This window comes from Paenibacillus vietnamensis, assembly GCF_020169515.1.
Lineage (GTDB): Bacteria > Bacillota > Bacilli > Paenibacillales > Paenibacillaceae > Pristimantibacillus > Pristimantibacillus vietnamensis.
This window is the reverse complement of record NZ_JAHMHW010000002.1, coordinates 1-16,073: the sequence shown is the minus strand read 5'-3', so window position 1 is coordinate 16,073 and position 16,073 is coordinate 1. Positions and strand designations below refer to the sequence as shown.

The 16,073-nt window shown below is 54.9% G+C and carries 14 protein-coding genes; 9 read left to right on the top strand and 5 right to left on the bottom strand.

Annotated elements, in window-relative coordinates; all coding sequences use genetic code 11:
* Positions 1-9 precede the first annotated feature (9 nt).
* The 4 genes from KP806_RS04865 to KP806_RS04850 all read right to left on the bottom strand — a co-directional run bounded on the left by KP806_RS04865 (position 10) and on the right by KP806_RS04850 (position 4,497).
* Entirely contained in the window at positions 10-1,257 is a 1,248-nt protein-coding gene (locus KP806_RS04865; protein ID WP_224722451.1) for a glutamate-5-semialdehyde dehydrogenase, read from the bottom strand.
* A gap of 18 nt (positions 1,258-1,275) precedes the next feature.
* A complete protein-coding gene (gene proB / locus KP806_RS04860) occupies positions 1,276-2,382 on the bottom strand; it encodes a glutamate 5-kinase (RefSeq protein WP_224722450.1) in 1,107 nt (368 codons plus the stop codon).
* A 359-nt stretch (positions 2,383-2,741) separates the two neighbouring features.
* Entirely contained in the window at positions 2,742-3,938 is a 1,197-nt protein-coding gene (locus KP806_RS04855) for a pyridoxal phosphate-dependent aminotransferase (RefSeq protein WP_224722449.1), read from the bottom strand.
* An 88-nt stretch (positions 3,939-4,026) separates the two neighbouring features.
* Positions 4,027-4,497, bottom strand: coding sequence for a hypothetical protein (locus tag KP806_RS04850; RefSeq protein ID WP_224722448.1), 471 nt, complete (start codon positions 4,495-4,497; stop codon positions 4,027-4,029).
* 120 nt (positions 4,498-4,617) lie between these two features.
* On the opposite strand from KP806_RS04850, the gene KP806_RS04845 reads away from it, so the two are divergent.
* Positions 4,618-5,421 (top strand): carbon-nitrogen family hydrolase, encoded by an 804-nt coding sequence (locus tag KP806_RS04845; protein ID WP_397376359.1) that lies wholly within the window; start codon positions 4,618-4,620, stop codon positions 5,419-5,421.
* A gap of 14 nt (positions 5,422-5,435) precedes the next feature.
* On the opposite strand, the gene KP806_RS04840 is transcribed toward KP806_RS04845, so the two are convergent.
* Complete coding sequence (locus KP806_RS04840) at positions 5,436-6,332, bottom strand: LysR family transcriptional regulator (protein ID WP_224722446.1); 897 nt, start codon at positions 6,330-6,332, stop codon at positions 5,436-5,438.
* A gap of 157 nt (positions 6,333-6,489) precedes the next feature.
* Between KP806_RS04840 and leuC the strand changes: the two genes are divergently transcribed.
* The 8 genes from leuC to KP806_RS04800 form a co-directional block, all read left to right on the top strand.
* Positions 6,490-7,905, top strand: a complete 1,416-nt coding sequence (gene leuC / locus KP806_RS04835; RefSeq protein ID WP_224722445.1) for a 3-isopropylmalate dehydratase large subunit — start codon at positions 6,490-6,492, stop codon at positions 7,903-7,905.
* A gap of 25 nt (positions 7,906-7,930) precedes the next feature.
* Entirely contained in the window at positions 7,931-8,530 is a 600-nt protein-coding gene (gene leuD, locus KP806_RS04830) for a 3-isopropylmalate dehydratase small subunit (RefSeq protein WP_224722444.1), read from the top strand.
* Between the two features lie 158 nt (positions 8,531-8,688).
* The gene (locus KP806_RS04825; protein WP_224722443.1) at positions 8,689-10,089 is read left to right on the top strand and encodes an N-acetylmuramoyl-L-alanine amidase; all 1,401 of its coding nucleotides are present in this window, start codon (positions 8,689-8,691) and stop codon (positions 10,087-10,089) included.
* An 18-nt stretch (positions 10,090-10,107) separates the two neighbouring features.
* Positions 10,108-10,689: a GerMN domain-containing protein gene (locus KP806_RS04820; RefSeq protein WP_224722442.1), complete on the top strand. Its 582-nt coding sequence runs from the start codon at positions 10,108-10,110 to the stop codon at positions 10,687-10,689.
* Positions 10,690-10,770: 81 nt separating this feature from the next.
* On the top strand, positions 10,771-13,254 hold the full coding sequence (locus KP806_RS04815) for an S-layer homology domain-containing protein (RefSeq protein WP_224722441.1): 2,484 nt from the start codon (positions 10,771-10,773) through the stop codon (positions 13,252-13,254).
* Between the two features lie 161 nt (positions 13,255-13,415).
* The gene (nth, locus tag KP806_RS04810) at positions 13,416-14,111 is read left to right on the top strand and encodes an endonuclease III (protein WP_224722440.1); all 696 of its coding nucleotides are present in this window, start codon (positions 13,416-13,418) and stop codon (positions 14,109-14,111) included.
* 5 nt (positions 14,112-14,116) lie between these two features.
* Entirely contained in the window at positions 14,117-14,389 is a 273-nt protein-coding gene (locus tag KP806_RS04805; protein WP_224722439.1) for an NAD/NADP transhydrogenase alpha subunit, read from the top strand.
* A gap of 7 nt (positions 14,390-14,396) precedes the next feature.
* The coding region (locus tag KP806_RS04800) for a dynamin family protein (protein WP_224722438.1) at positions 14,397-16,073 on the top strand (1,677 nt) is incomplete at its 3' end.

Here is a 16,073-nt window from a genome sequence, read left to right as displayed (position 1 = left end):
TCTGCGGGATTATCCCCGGATTTGGCCGTTTCCGTAAATGCGGTATTTCGTCGAAGTGAGGGCAGGCAGACCCATAGGACCGCGGGCATGAAGCTTCTGCGTGCTGATGCCGATTTCTGCGCCGAATCCGAACTCAAAGCCATCGGTAAAGCGGGTGGAGGCGTTATGGTACACGGCGGCTGCATCCACTTCCTGCAGGAACCGTTCCGCGTTGCCGGCCTCGCCGGTCACAATGCACTCGGAATGCTTCGTGCCAAAGCGGCGGATATGCTCCAGAGCTTCATCCAGGCCGTTAACGATGCGTATATTCAAAATGTAATCATTATATTCCGTAGCGTAATCCTCATCGGAAGCAGGCTCGGCGGATGGCAGCAGCTCCAGCGTGCGCAGGCAGCCTCTCAGTTCGACGCCCGATTGGATGAAGCGATCGGCCAGCGCTGCCAAGTGCTTATCGGCAAACGCTTCGTGAACGATCAGAGTTTCCATCGAGTTACAGACGGAAGGGCGCTGCACTTTAGCGTTAAACGCAATGTCGGACGCCATTTGGAAATCGGCGGTTGCGTCAACGAACGTATGGCAAATGCCTGCGCCGGTCTCGATGACCGGCACCGTCGCGTTTTCCACGACGTTCCGGATGAGAGAGGCGCCGCCGCGCGGAATGACGACGTCCAGCAAGCCGTTCAGCTTAAGCATCTCGTTCACGGAGGCCCGGTCCGAATCCTCGATCAGCTGAATGGCCGAGCGCGGCATATCCGTAGCGTCCAGCGCTTCCTGAAGCACCTCGACGATTTTGCGGTTCGACTCGATGGCGGCTGATCCGCCGCGCAGCACGACGCTGTTGCCGGTTTTGAGGCACAGTCCCGCCGCATCGACCGTTACGTTCGGCCGCGCCTCGTAAATCATGCCAATCACTCCAAGCGGCACGCGGATTTTTTCGACCTTTAAGCCGTTGGGGCGGTCAAAATGCTCAAGCCGCTCGCCGACAGGATCGGGCAGCTCCACGATTTGGCGCAAGCCCTCTGAAATGGCGGCGACCCGGTCGCCGTTCAAAGCCAGCCGGTCCAGCAAGGAAGGGCTCGTGCCCTGTAAGCGTCCGCGCTCCAGATCAAGCCCGTTCGCTTCAATGATAGCCGCTTGATTCGCGAGCAGCGCCTCCGCCATATGTAGAAGGGCTTTGTTTTTCTGTTCGGTCGTCAGACGGTTCATAATGGCCGCCGCATCCTGAGCCAGCTTTGCCTTTTGTCTCACTTCACTCATGTCGTTCGTTCCTCCTCGTTATTTTAAGGTTACCCATTCGTCGCGGTGAATGACTTCGATTCGCGAAATATCGATTCTCCGCTTCACTTCGTCGGTGGAAAGTCCGGCGACAGCCTGGATTTGCCATGCCGCATAATTGACGACGCCGCGGCCGAGCGTTTCCCCGTAACGGCTTTTGACCTCTACGACGTCACCGGGCAAAAACTCGCCTTGAATGTCCGTTACACCGGCAGGCAACAGGCTTTTACCGCCTTCCAGCAGCGCGTTCGCCGCGCCGTCGTCGACGATGATCCGCCCTTGCGGCATCGAGTGGAAGCCGAGCCATTGCTTCTTCATCGGCAGGCTGTGGAGCTTCGTATCGAAATAAGTGCCGCGGCCGTTTCCTTCCACCGCGCGCGGCAGATCGCCGCTGTCCTGAACCTTGCCGATAAAGGTTTGAACGCCGCCGCGCATCGCGATGCGCGCCGCTTCGATCTTGGAGCGCATGCCGCCGGTCCCGACCGCGGAGCCCGCGCCTCCGGCAAGCTTCATGATGTCGGGCGATATTTGATCGACCCGTTCGATTTTGACCGCTTGCGGATTTTTGCGGGGATCCTCCGTGTATAACCCGTCCATATCGGTTATGATGACAAGCTTTGAAGCTTTCGTCATGGCGGCCACCAAAGCCGACAAGGAATCATTGTCCCCGAATTTAAGCACCAGCTCGTCGGTCGCAACGGTGTCGTTCTCGTTGATGACCGGGATAATGCGCTGTTTGATCAACTCTTCGATCGTCATCTGCGCGTTCTGGATGCGGCGGCGGTTCGAGAAATCCGCCCGAGTCAGCAAAATTTGCGCTGCAACGATTCCAAAGCCGCTGAACGCGTCCTGATAAGCCTGCATCAGGAGCGCTTGCCCGACAGCCGCCGCGGCCTGCTTCTCGTGAACGACCTTCGGACGCGACGAATAGCCGATTTGCCGGAATCCGGCGGCAACGGCACCCGACGTCACGAGCATGACGTCGCAGCCGCCCAGGTGGAGCGCGGCCAGTTCGGAAGCGAAGAAGCGAATCCGTTCCCGGTTTAGTCCGCCTTCCTCCGACGTCAGCGAGCTGCTTCCGATTTTGACTACGATTCTTTCTGGCATAATTGATCCCATCCTATGCTTGTTTCGTGACGGCAAAAAGGCCTCCGTCCATAAAGGACGAAAGCCTCTGCTTCCGCGGTACCACCTTCGTTGATGATCGAATGTAAGGCCGATCACCCAGCTTGAGCCTATAACAGAAGGCGCTGTCCGGCTCATCGCCGGCCGCTCGGAGGTAGGTTCAGCAAGCGGCCTTCGGTAAATTCTCGCAGCCCGTGGAATTTACTCTCTGATCGCGACCTTTCCTGCTTACTAGTCCCGTCATCACGTTTCATGTTCAATTCCTTTAAGCATATCACGATCGATTAGGTCTGTAAAGCAAACGGACAGCCTGATTATCGCATCTTTATCCATGTTCGAGCTTATTTATGGAATAAATTCAGTTTGCCGATCCGCATGACCGCTTCCTGCAGCCGGGCTTCGTTTGTCAGCAGTCCGAGTCTGACATAGCCTTCGCCATGCTTGCCGAAGCCTACGCCCGGAGCGACAACGACGTCGGCCTCCTCCAGGACCAGGTCCGCAAACGATTCGGAGGTATGGCCTTCCGGCACCGGCAGCCAGCAGAAGAAGGAGCCGCCGGGGCGCGCCGCTTTCCAGCCGATTTGCTCGAGCGCGGCGAACAAGGCTTCGCGTCTGCTTTCGTATTTTGCCCGCAGCTCTTCAACGCATTGCTGGGGACCGGTTAAGGCGAGAGCGGCCGCCTCCTGAATCCCGCCGAACAGGCTGCAGTAATAGTGGTCCTGAATCAGATTGATCAGTTTGATGACTTCGGCGTTGCCGAGCGCGAAGCCGACCCGCCAGCCGGCCATGTTGTAGGTTTTGGACAGCGTATAAAATTCAACGCCGACCTCTTTGGCCCCCGGGGTCTGAAGAAAGCTGACCGGCTTCAGGCTGTCGAACCCGATGGCGCCGTAGGCAAAATCGCTGGCGATAACAATATGATGTTTCTTCGCAAATTCGACCGTCTCGGCATAAAATTCGCCGCTTGCAACGGCGCCTGTCGGATTGTTCGGATAGTTCATGAACATCAGCTTGGCGCGTTTCGCAATTTCAGGGCTGACCGCCGAAAAATCAGGCAGAAAACCGTTCTGCTCCGTCAGCGGCATAAACGACATTTCTGCGCCTGCAAGCGCCACTCCCGACCAATAATCGGGATAGCCGGGATCCGGCACGAGACAGACGTCGCCCGGGTTAAGCAGACACTGGCTAATCTCGACAAGCCCTGTTTTGCCTCCGAACAAAATCGCCACTTCTGTGGCCGGATCGACTTCAACGCCGTAATCCTCCATGTAGCGCTTCGCAATGGCTTCCTTCAAAAAAGGATAACCGCTGAATGGTGGGTATTTATGGTAAAGCGGGTTCGCCGCAGCTTCCTGCAGCTTCGCAACAATATGGGGAGGGGTCGGCTGGTCCGGATTGCCTTGTCCCAGATTGATGACATCGCGCCCTTTGGCCGTCTGCGCATTGGCTTTTGCAACCAGCTTGGCAAAAAACTGCGTCGGAAGACCGTTCATCCGATCCGCAGGCTGAAAATGATGTTGACCGATTTGCGTATCCATTCTTCACACTCCACACTGACATTATCGCTATCTCTATTATGCAATAGCTTAAATGTAGCATGAATGAGGAGAGATGAGAAGCGTACCTCTACAAGGCGGGAAGACCGACTTTTTTGACGAATGGGGTGATGTCGGCGCTGAAAAGGAACAAATACGGCTTGCGCTCGCTGTCGAACATAAGTAGAAGCGGCGGCTTGTCCTTGCAATAGAACAGAAACAGGTCGTCGGAGGTTACGGTTATTTCGTTTGCCTTTACCGTAACGGGCTTATCAAGGGGCACCCGATATACATAGCTGCAGCTCGGATCGCTCGTAATTTGCGGCGCGAGTCCCGTTACAGAACCGGTCCAGCCGGCTGCCATGCTTTGGAATTCCGGATCGTTCGGAATCATTTTGACAACCTTCCCGGCGGCGATATCGAATACCTGCACAGGCTTTTGCCCCGGCTCGGCGGATACTTTACTTGGCTTTGAAAAATCGGCCGAAGCGGAAGCGAGCTGTGCGAACAGCAGCAGCGAGCAAATGGCGAGGAGCGCGGCGCTCCATTTTTTTAACGGCATATCGGACATTCTCCTTTGTTTGAACGATTGGGTGTGTTAGGCTCTTCCTTAAGCTTCCCATCTTGACACCATTCCATGAGAAGGTATCATTAGGGAAAAAAAGCAATGCTGGAGGAATGAATGATGGCGGACAAAATGCGGCTTGCTTTGCTGCAAATGCATATAGAGGCCGGGAATCCGGAAGCGAATTTCGCAAAGCTGTCGGCGATGCTGGAAGAGGCGGTAAATGGCGGGGAAAAGCCGGACGTGATCCTGTTTCCGGAAATGTGGAACACCGGCTATGCCCTGACGGAAATCGAAACGCTTGCGGATAAGGAGGGAGCGCGGACGAAGGCATTTTTGTCGGCGTTCAGCCAAAAGCATGGAGTCCATATTATCGGAGGCTCGATTGCGGAGCTGAAAGACGGAAAGGTGCTCAATACGATTTATGTGTTCGACCGTGAGGGAAATGTCACGAGCGATTATTCGAAAATACATTTGTTCCGCTTGATGGATGAAGAAAAATATTTGGCTGCGGGCGATAAGCCGGGCAAACTCCAGCTTGAGGGGGAGGAGGCCGGCATGATGATCTGCTACGACATCCGGTTTCCAGAGCTGGCCCGGAAGCTGGCGCTTGGCGGAGCGAAGCTGCTTTTCGTTCCAGCGGAGTGGCCGCACCCGCGCCTGCACCACTGGCGTACGCTGCTGACGGCGCGCGCAATCGAGAACCAGATGTACGTGGTAGCCTGCAACCGTACGGGCGAGAGCGGCGATACCCGGTTTTTCGGCCATTCCCTTGTGCTCGATCCTTGGGGCGAGACGGTGGCGGAGGCCGGGGAAGAGGAAACGATCGTACGAGCGGAGATCGATTTGTCGCTTGTCGATGCGGTACGGGCCAAAATTCCGGTATTCGAGGACCGTCGGCCAACCATTTATGAAGCGTAGGCCGTCAAGGATCGTCAGGAGCGTATGCTGTTGATCGTCTTGTTAAGCGTGCGGATGAACGCTTCCGCCGCTTTGGACAGGTAACGGCCTTTGCGGCTGGCGACAACAAGAGTTCTTGTCGGTCGCGGATTTAAAGGCAGATAGACGGGAGCGAATTCAGCGCCTTTGGCCCGGGTCAGCATTTTCGGAACAAAGGCGATTCCCATGCCGCCGGCCACCAGCGATTGTATCGTTTCCATATTGCTGCTCTCAAACACGATCTGCGGGGTAAAGCCGGCCTGCTCACACAATTCCACCGTAATTTGGCGGAAGCCTTGCCCCCGCTTGAGTCCAATGAAGGGCTCCTCCTGAAGGTCGGCGATATCCACTGCGCCTTCCCGTCCGGCCAGCGGATGCTGGGGCGAGACGGCCAGGCAAATCTCTTCCTCCATAAAGGGCTCGTAGGATAGCGAGTGGTCGATAAGCGGAAGGGACAACAGGCACAAATCGGTTCCGCCGCTTGCCGTCAGCTGTTCGAGCTTTGCCGTCGTATCCTCGACGAGAACAACCTCGATCTGCGGATATTGAGCGCCGAACACCGGCAGGACGAACGGTAAAATATGCGAGCCTGTTATAGGTAGCGTGCCTACGACAAGCCTTCCGCGCCTCATTTGGGCCATGTCGTCCATTTCCTGCTTCAGCTGCTCGACCGCATCAAGAATCGCCTGTGATTTGTCTACGAATACTTGACCGGCTTGCGTCAGCTCGACGGAGTTAGTCGTTCTGCGGAACAGCAGCACGCCGATTTCCTGTTCGAGCTTGGACAGCTGCTGGCTGAGAGAGGGCTGCGCGATGTGCAGCTTTTCCGCCGCGCGGGAAAAGTTTTTTTCGTGTGCGATCTGAATAACGTAATTCAGCTGTCTAAGCTCCATTTCATTCAATCTCCTTAAAGTGAATGTTCGAACTTCCATTATAGTTATTACCTATAGTCGTTATAGATATTATATCTTGGATCAATGAAGAAAGAAATGCTATAGTAGGTTCAGTTAAGAAACGCAGAAGATTTCATGAAACGATGGGGTGAGCATAATGACGAAAAAGACAATGTTTGAGAAGATCTGGGATAATCACGTCATTCATCAAGAAGAGGGTAAACCGAGCGTTATTTATATCGACCTGCAGCTCGTGCACGAGGTAACGTCGCCGCAAGCGTTCGAAGGCCTTCGCCTGAGCGGCCGTAAAGTCCGCCGTCCGGACCTGACGTTCGCAACGATGGACCACAACGTACCGACGAAGGACCGTTTCAACATTACGGATCCGATCTCAAAGCAGCAAATCGATACGCTGACGCAAAACTGTAAGGACTTCGGCGTAACGCTGTTCGATTTGGACAGCATCGACCAAGGCGTCGTGCACGTTATGGGCCCTGAGCTTGGCCTGACGCATCCTGGCAAAACGATCGTCTGCGGCGACAGCCACACTTCCACGCACGGCGCGTTCGGAGCGCTTGCTTTCGGTATCGGTACAAGTGAAGTAGAGCATGTCCTTGCGACGCAATGCCTTCAGCAATCGAAAGCAAAAACGATGGAAGTTCGCTTTAACGGCACACGCAAACCGGGCGTAACGGCGAAGGACTTGATTCTCGGCGTCATTGCGCAATATGGTACCGACTTTGCTACCGGCTATGTTATTGAATATACTGGCGAAGCGATTACCAGCTTGACGATGGAAGAGCGTATGACGGTTTGCAACATGTCCATCGAAGCAGGCGCTCGCGCAGGCCTGATCGCTCCGGACGAAACGACTTTTGAATACTTGCGCGGACGCGAATACGCACCGGCTAACTATGACGAAGCCGTTGAAGCCTGGAAGCAGCTGACGACGGATGAAGGCGCCGTATACGACACAGTCGTCGAATTCGACGTAGACGCCCTTATTCCACAAGTTACTTGGGGCACAAGCCCTGGCATGGGAACAAGCATTACTTCGTCCGTGCCATTCCCGCAAGACCTTCCGACCGAGAACGAGCGCAAGGCTGCAGAAGCGGCGCTTGAATATATGGATTTGAAGCCGGGCACGCCGATGACCGATATCGCTATCGATTATGTCTTTATCGGATCCTGTACGAACGGCCGTATCGAGGATTTGCGCGCCGCTGCAGAAATTGCCCGCGGCTACAAAGTAAACGAGAAGGTAACGGCTATCGTCGTTCCTGGCTCGGGACGCGTTAAAATCCAAGCCGAGAAAGAAGGCCTGGACAAAGTCTTTACAGAAGCAGGCTTTGAATGGCGCGATGCCGGCTGCTCGATGTGTCTGGCGATGAACCCGGACGTTCTTAAGCCGGGCGAGCGCTGCGCTTCGACGTCGAACCGGAACTTCGAAGGCCGTCAGGGCCGCGGCGGACGCACACACCTTGTTTCTCCTGCGATGGCTGCAGCGGCAGCGATCAAAGGCCATTTCACGGATGTGCGTGACTGGGAAGTTAAAACTGAAGTGTTGAACTAATCGGAAGCGAGAGGGGTATATATCAATGGAACCGTTTAAACAACTTACTGGCATCGTCGCCCCGGTCGACCGGGTCAATGTCGACACTGACGCAATTATTCCTAAACAATTTTTAAAACGCATCGAGCGCAGCGGCTTCGGACAATTTTTGTTCTTCGAATGGCGCTTTCACGAGAACGGCGAGGTAAATGCGGAGTTCGAACCGAACAAGCCGCGTTACGAGGGAGCATCCGTACTGATCTCCCGCGCCAACTTCGGCTGCGGCTCTTCCCGTGAGCACGCTCCTTGGGCGATTCTCGACTACGGCTATAAAGTAATCATCGCGCCATCTTATGCCGATATTTTCTACAATAACTGCTTCAAAAACGGCATTTTGCCGATCAAGCTCAGCGAAGAGCAGGTAGAGGACCTGTTCCAGCGCACAGCTAAGCACGAAGGCTACAAGCTGACGGTCGATTTGGAAAACAAACTTCTGACCGACGAGTACGGCTTGTCGATTTCCTTCGATCTTGACGAGCACCGCCGTCAATTTCTGCTGCAAGGTCTTGACGACATCGGTCTGACGCTTCAGCACGAGGACAAAATTACCGCTTACGAGCAAAAGCACGCAGCTCGCCTGGGTTAGAACGGGTGCTGTCATAAAGGGCAATTCGGCCAATACGGGCGAATTGCCCTTTTTTTCCTCCAAACGCAACTTTTTCTGACAAGCCGCGTCTATAATTTAGTCTGTATTAGTCGAATGCACTCATTCGATGCGGGCAATTTCAGTCATCGAGGTGGGAAATGAAAAGATTTTTGTCCATGTTGTTGTTTATGTCCGTTTTTTTCACGATGTTTGCCACGGTCGGACAAGCTGCCGAAGTCGTCCCCAAGCTGTTCTTAAACGGCAAGCTGCTGTCCTCCGCCGTCAATCCGCAAATCGTCAACAATTCGACGATTGTGCCGGTGCGAACCATTTCGGAAGGGTTGGGCTACCCGATCGAATGGGATAACACCGTCAAGACGGTAACGGTTAATAACGGCAAGGACATGATTAAGCTGAAGCTTAATGACAGCGTTGCATTCGTGAACGGACAGCCGGTTCAGCTGGATACGCCGGTGTCGATTGTGAAAGGGACAACGCTCGTACCGCTGAGATTCATCGGCGAGCATTTCGGCTTGAATTTCGAATGGAAGCAGGCCGAGAAAGAAGTACATATGTTTGAGAAAGAGACGGAGCCGGAAGTGCCGGCAGAGCCTAAAGGCGTGATTACGGAAGTCGCATTCGACGGAATCAGCGCTTTGAAGATCAGCTACACCGGCACGGTGAAAGCGAACGAGCCGCTTTATTTGGACAATCCGAAGCGGATCGTCTTTGATTTACCGGATACGGGCTACTCCGATGAAGTCAGCCTTCTGTTCTCGAATGGACAGGCGGAGAGCATCGTGGCGGACAATCCGTTGCTGCTCAAGTACCGGTATTCCGAATATTCGAGTTCGCCGACAGTGGCGAGGCTGGTGCTGGAGGTCAGCGAGAGCACGGGCGTCGTCAAAACCGAAAGCAACGGTGAAATCCGCTTCGATCTTATGCCTGAAAGCGAATTGCCGGAGCCGGAGAAGCCGGTCGACCCACCGGTTACAGAGCCCGAGAAGCCGGTTGAGAGCGGCGTGTTCGACATCGTAATCGATGCAGGGCACGGCGGCAAGGATCCGGGCGCGGCCAGCGTTCTGAAGAGGACGGAGAAGGAGTTTAATTTAAGCATCGCACTCAAAATCAAAGCGCTGCTCGACAAGGAAACAAAGCTTAAAGCCCATCTGACTAGAACAAACGATACGTTTGTCGAGCTGGAGGACCGGGTATTGTTTGCCGAGAAGCTGAAAGCGGACTTATTTATTTCCATCCATGCCAACGCCATCAACAATTCCTCGGTTTCGGGAACAGAAACCTATTACTACAAGGCGAACAGCAAAGCGTTTGCGGATACGATTCACAAGCATCTGCTGGTGGGAACCGGGCTTAGAAACCGTGGAGTCAAACAGATGGGCTTCAAGGTCATCAAGCAAACGACGATGCCTGCTATATTGCTGGAAGCGGGTTATTTGACAAATTCAGGCGATTCGAAAGCGCTGTATTCCGAAACGGTGCAGAACCGTATCGCTTCTGAAATCGTCAAAGGCATTAAGGAATACTTAAAACTTAAATAGAAAGCAGGTGTCAGCGATATGACAACATCAAAAACGCGGGGTCTGCTTGCTTTCATCGTCCTTTCCTGTGCATTGGCAGGCTGTGGCGCACAGGATAAACCTCTTGAGAATACAGGAGCGGCAACGGATCAGCCGACGGCTTCCGTCATGCCGAGCGCAACTGCGTCGCCCGAGCCTAGCCCAAGCGCGGAGCCGACGCCGGCCGTCAAGGAATACGACGCTACGATCTATTACACCGATGCCGAGCTGCTTGAAACAATCGAAAAGCCGGCCAAGCTTCAATACAGCAATGATGAAGAGCTGATAAAAGCCGCGGTAGAGGCTTTGCAGATGGATGCCGGTGAAGGCGCCGAATCCTTGTGGAAACCGATTGAAATTCTCTCCGTACAGCTGAAGGACGGACTGGTGACGTTGGACGTTCAAATTCCGGACGAAGCCCGGTTAGGCGCTCCAGGCGAGCTTCTGGTGATCGAGACGCTGCAAAAAACGCTTTTTCAATTTGAGTTTGTCAAATCCATCGATATTCTCGTCGGCGGCGAAGCCGTCGAAAGCCTGATGGGCCATGTGGATCTCGAGCATCCGATGAACAAGACTTCATAACGTAACCTGATGTGGCCTCCTTGGCCGTTTGACAACGAACGGATAAGGAGGCCGAATTTACTTTTGGGGGAGAAATCATATATGCCATTGCAGAAAACGGGCAAGAAAATCATTATTGGAGCGTTAGCTTTTTCGCTTGTCGCCGGGAGCGGAACCGCAGTTATTCCGGCATCAGTACTCGCTGCCGCGGCTCAGACGACTCCGTTTACGGATATCGTTGCCGGACATTGGGCCGAGAAACATGTGGCCAAGCTGTCCTTGCAGGGGATTATCACCGGATACCAGGTCAGCGGGGGAACATTTGAATTCAGGCCGAACAAAAACGTAAGCCAGGAAGAAGCCGTACTGATGGCGCTGCGTTTCGCAGGCCTGGAAGACGAAATCGACGAAGATACGCTGATCGGATTTCCGGATTCGTTTTCCGTAGGCGCTTTTTTTAAGCCTTATATTTTGCTGGCTTTTTCTTCGGGATTGCTGGACCAGCAGGAGGAATTTGACCTTGCGGCAGAAAATCCGGACGCTGCCTGGGGCTCGAAGCCGGCGTCGCGCGAATGGGTGACGAAGCTGATGATCCGCGCGATCGGACAGGGAGAGTTGGCTGAACAATTGGAGGGCGTCGATTCGTCCTTTACCGATGCCGATGAGGTTGACGGACGATATAAGGGTTATGTCAATGCTGCAGCCAGCTTGGAGCTGGTGAAAGGGGTTACGGCCGACAAGTTTGCCCCGAAGTCTGACGTGACAAGGGCAAGCCTGGCGACATTGATCAGCCGAGCGCAAGCCAAGTTCCCGGTCGAATACGAAGGACAGAGCAGCGGAATCGTGTCGCAGCTTACGGACTCCCGGATTACGCTCTATAAGGACGGAAGCGAGAGCTCCTACACGCTTGACGACAGCACGCTGTATTACGAGAACACGTCGGAGACGCCCATTTCGAAGGAGCGGCTGCCGTTATACGGCGACGTAACCGTCATCGCCAAGGACGGAAATGCGAAATATATTGAGGTTACGGGCGTAACCGCTCATACCGAGCTGATCAGCGGGACGCTGGACCGGGTCATCGCTTCCGAGAGCAAGCTGTATGCTTGGGTCGATAACAAGCCGGTAGAGTTCCGTTACGATTCCGCATTGACCGTTACCGACAACACCGGCGCAGCCGTAGCTTTAAGCGAGCTGAAACGGGATACGCCGATCACCATTATGAGAGATACGTTCCGCGAGCAGCCTTTGGCGCTGAAGATCGTCGCGACGCCGCAAGCGGCTTCCGCTTTTGCTGTCGGCGAGTACTACGGCTCGGACGGAGAGCTCATTACCGTCAAATCGGAGGAGGGCCTCGTTACAAAGTTTTTGGCCGACGGAGTGGCGGTTGAAATTGAAGGAATGACCGGAACGACAGTCGCCGATCTGATGAAGGAATCGGATAAGGTGGAGCTTTCGTTAAACGCCGACGATCAGGTAACGAAGATCAAAGTCGTCAACCGAACTGTCAAGCAGCTTACCGGCGCAAAAATTTCTACATACGATGCGGATAACAAGCTGCTTACGGTTATCGACGAGAATAACGGAGCGTCGGCGCTGTATGTGAACGACCGGACGAAATTCGATTTCGGCGGAAATGCGATGACACTGGAAGCGGCCAAAACGCTGCTGACCAAAAACCGCAAGGTTATCGTCTCGTATACGGGAAGCACGATCGTATCCCTTCAATTCGTAAGCAAATACGAGGGCACGCTAGTCTCCCTCAATTCCATTACGAATACGCTGACGCTGCGGCTGGACAGCGGAGCGACGGTGTCCGTGCCGTACAACACCGCGATCGTCGAAATCGCAGGCGGAGCGCTGGCGTCCTATTCAAGCCTGAAGTCCGGCGACAGGCTGACGCTGCTGCTTAACGCCGACCAGGACAAGGTTGCGACAATCAAGGCGCATCGCAGCCTGCAGTACGAGATTGTATCCGTCGATTCCGCGGGCAAGAAGCTGACCGTAAAGAACGGGGCTGCGACGGACGTTGTCGTGCCGCTGTTCAATGTCGACGTCTATAACGAAGCCGGCTCCAAAATCGCCATAAGCGGGCTGCAGCCCGGCATGCTGATCAGCGCAGCATATGAAGGCTCACTGCCGGAATCCGTCAGAATCGTTACCGCAACATACGGTACTGTACAAGCCGTTACAGCGGGAAGCGTCACGATTACGAATCAAGCGGGCCAATCCGTCGTTTTGAGCGGCGAGAAGGGCTTTGTCATCTATAAAGGCGCGGTTCAAGACAGCGTGACGAACCTGTTAACAGCCGGCGATTATGTGGAGGTTCTGAAAACCGAAGACGGCAAAACACAAATTACCGCCGCCCAAGGCGAAACCAGGACGTTTGCAAGCTACAATTTGCTGACGGGGCTGGTCGTGACGGAGAAAACCTCCGCTTCCGACACACGCAACGCGTTTAAGGTAACGGCGCTAACGAAGTACTATCAAGGCGGCAGCGCCGTCACGGCTTCCTCGTTCAAGTCCGGCGACCGCATTACGGTTTATGCGTTCCGGAATACGGCTATTGCCATCGTCAAGGCCTAAAAACCAGCCCAAATCGGCCTGATAAGACGGAGAAATAAATATTTTGTGAAAAAACTGCCCGCCGAGGCAGTTTTTTTATGGAATATGCCTGTTTCTAGTTGCTAACCGTAACAAATTTCGCTACACTTTGAACGATAGTGTTTCGATTAGGGGAGAGGACGATGAGCGCCAAACAGAGAATGCGCCATGTGCTGGATATCATTGCCGAGATGTTTCCGGACGCGCACTGTGAGCTTAATCACAGCAATCCATTCGAGCTGACGATCGCGGTACTGCTATCGGCCCAATGCACGGACGAGACGGTCAATAAGGTGACGGCGGCTTTGTTTGAGAAGTATAAGCGTCCCGAGGATTATTTGGCCGTTCCGCTCGAGGAACTGGAGCAGGATATTCGCCGCATCGGTTTATTTCGGAGCAAAGCTTCCAATATTCAGAAGCTCTGCCGCATAATCATTGATAAATATGACGGGGAAGTACCCGAAAGCCATGAAGGGCTGACGGAGCTGCCCGGAGTTGGCCGGAAAACGGCGAACGTCGTCATGTCTAACGCCTTTGGAGTTCCTGCAATCGCAGTAGATACGCACGTGGAGAGGGTTTCGAAGCGCCTCGGCTTCGCGAAGCCTGATGACTCGGTGCTGGAGGTCGAGACGAAGCTGATGAAGCTCGTGCCGCGCGAAGAATGGACGCTGACGCATCATAGGCTCATTTTCTTCGGGCGCTATCATTGCAAGGCCCAAAGCCCGCAATGCCCGGTCTGCCCGCTGCTTGAAGGATGCAAAGAAGGCAAGCAACGTATGAAGCCAGCCGCAAAAACGAAAAATAAGACTAAAAAACCGAAAATAGCCAGTGAAGGATGATGAACATGAAATGTATTTCCGTGTACACGAACAATTTTGAGCTTTTCTCCGATATTTACGAGCAAGTGCTCGAATCCCCCCCGCAGGAGCATGAGGATATCGTCGTGGAAGGCGTTACGGTAAGCGGCTCGGGCGACGTTCCCGATCAATATATCGAACGCATGCGCGCGAAGCCTGAGGTTGTTGTTATGAGGGAGAAAGAGCGCAATATTATGATTTTGCAGCACGGCAACGTGTTTGAAATTTGTTTGCCGTCTAACGAAGAGGAAGCGGTGTAAGAAGCAAATGACTGAATTGACGGTGCAAACCATAGCGGGAGCTATATCCGAAGCAGCAGGCGCAATGGCCGCCGCTGGAGATACAAGACATGCGAGGCAAGCACAGGAGCTGCAGAGTAAGCTGACCGACGGTCGGCTTACTGTCGCTTTTTGCGGGCATTTTTCGGCAGGGAAGTCTACGCTGATCAATCGGCTGTGCGGAGCGAAGCTGCTTCCGTCAAGCCCGATTCCGACAAGCGCGAACGTCGTATCCATCAGGGGCGGCGAACGGGCTTATGCGGCCGTAGAGACGATCCGCAGCGGGGTGGAATCGAAAGCCGAGGTTGCAATTGACGAGCTTGACCGCTACTGCGTGGACGGGGAGCAGTTCACCTCCGTTTCCATCGTGTACCCGAGCGAGCTGCTCGGCGACCATACGGTACTGCTGGATACGCCGGGCATCGATTCGACCGACGACGCCCACAGAATGGCGACGGAATCGGCGCTCCACCTTGCCGATGTCGTGTTTTATGTCATGGATTATAATCATGTCCAGTCCGAAATTAATTTTGCTTTTGCCAAGCAGCTGAAGGACTGGGGCAAGCCCTTATATTTTATTGTGAATCAAATCGATAAGCATCGCGACAGGGAGCTGTCGTTTGCAAGCTATCGCAAAAGCGTGGAGGAAGCGTTTCATGCCTGGCATCTGGAGCCGGCGGGGATCGTTTATTTGTCGTTACGCGATCCCGGGCATCCGCACCAGGAATATGAATCGCTGATCGAGCTGCTGGACCGGCTCCGGCAAATTCGAGAGCCGCTTTGCATTTACAGCGTCGACGCATCGCTGCGGCATGTGGTGAAGGAGCATATTAAGGAGCAGCGGCTTGAAAGCGAGCGGGAACGCGAGCGGCTGCTGGCGGAGGCCGGCGGGGAAGAAGCGGCTGCAGGCTTGCGGGCCGAAATGGACCGTTTGAACGTCCGGCTGCGGGAAATTTCCGAGGAGAAGGAAGTATACCGGACAAACCTCCGGACGGAGCTGCAGAAGCTGCTGGATAATGCGAATATTACGCCGGCGGGGCTTCGGGATTTGGCCCACTCGTTTCTGGAAAGCCGGAAGCCTGGCTTCAAGGCGGGCTTCCTGTTCGCGGCGTCCAAGACGGCGGCTGAGCAGGAGCGGCGGCTTCAGGCGTTCAGCGACGAATTGAACAGCTTGATCAGCGCATCGATCGATTGGCATGTCAAGCATCTGCTGCGGGTAGCCGGCGACCGGGCAGGCTACGATACGGACCGGCTGGAAAGCGGGCTTACGCAGAAGCTAGGCTGGCTTCCGGAGCCGGAGTGGCTCGTGGAGCGAGTAAAGGCAGGAGCAGTCATCGGCAATGAATATACGATGACGTACAGCCGCGAGCTTGCCGCGGAAGTGAAGGGCGTTTACCGCCAGCGCGCGCTGGAGCTTATCGACGCGCTGGCCGAGCACACGGCAGCGGCGGGCGAAGCCGCCGCCGCCGCAGCGCAGGCGCGGCTTGCCGAGCTTCGCTCGCAAGCCGGCGCCTTCACGGCGCTCTCCGCGCTGGCACAGCGCGCGGAGGAGCGCGAGGCGCGGCTCGCGTCAGCGCTGCCGCAGCCTGCGGCGAAGCCGCCGCTGCCGGCGCCGCGCGCAGCCGGCGGCGGGGCCGCTGCGGCACGCGAAGCCGCCGCAGCCAGC

Coding starts and splice junctions, on each gene's coding strand:
- KP806_RS04865 (WP_224722451.1), bottom strand. CDS start 1,257: ATGAGTGAAGTGAGACAAAAGGCAAAGCTGGCTCAGGATGCGGCGGCC.
- proB (WP_224722450.1), bottom strand. CDS start 2,382: ATGCCAGAAAGAATCGTAGTCAAAATCGGAAGCAGCTCGCTGACGTCG.
- KP806_RS04855 (WP_224722449.1), bottom strand. CDS start 3,938: ATGGATACGCAAATCGGTCAACATCATTTTCAGCCTGCGGATCGGATG.
- KP806_RS04850 (WP_224722448.1), bottom strand. CDS start 4,497: ATGCCGTTAAAAAAATGGAGCGCCGCGCTCCTCGCCATTTGCTCGCTG.
- KP806_RS04845 (WP_397376359.1), top strand. CDS start 4,618: ATGATGGCGGACAAAATGCGGCTTGCTTTGCTGCAAATGCATATAGAG.
- KP806_RS04840 (WP_224722446.1), bottom strand. CDS start 6,332: ATGGAGCTTAGACAGCTGAATTACGTTATTCAGATCGCACACGAAAAA.
- leuC (WP_224722445.1), top strand. CDS start 6,490: ATGACGAAAAAGACAATGTTTGAGAAGATCTGGGATAATCACGTCATT.
- leuD (WP_224722444.1), top strand. CDS start 7,931: ATGGAACCGTTTAAACAACTTACTGGCATCGTCGCCCCGGTCGACCGG.
- KP806_RS04825 (WP_224722443.1), top strand. CDS start 8,689: ATGAAAAGATTTTTGTCCATGTTGTTGTTTATGTCCGTTTTTTTCACG.
- KP806_RS04820 (WP_224722442.1), top strand. CDS start 10,108: ATGACAACATCAAAAACGCGGGGTCTGCTTGCTTTCATCGTCCTTTCC.
- KP806_RS04815 (WP_224722441.1), top strand. CDS start 10,771: ATGCCATTGCAGAAAACGGGCAAGAAAATCATTATTGGAGCGTTAGCT.
- nth (WP_224722440.1), top strand. CDS start 13,416: ATGAGCGCCAAACAGAGAATGCGCCATGTGCTGGATATCATTGCCGAG.
- KP806_RS04805 (WP_224722439.1), top strand. CDS start 14,117: ATGAAATGTATTTCCGTGTACACGAACAATTTTGAGCTTTTCTCCGAT.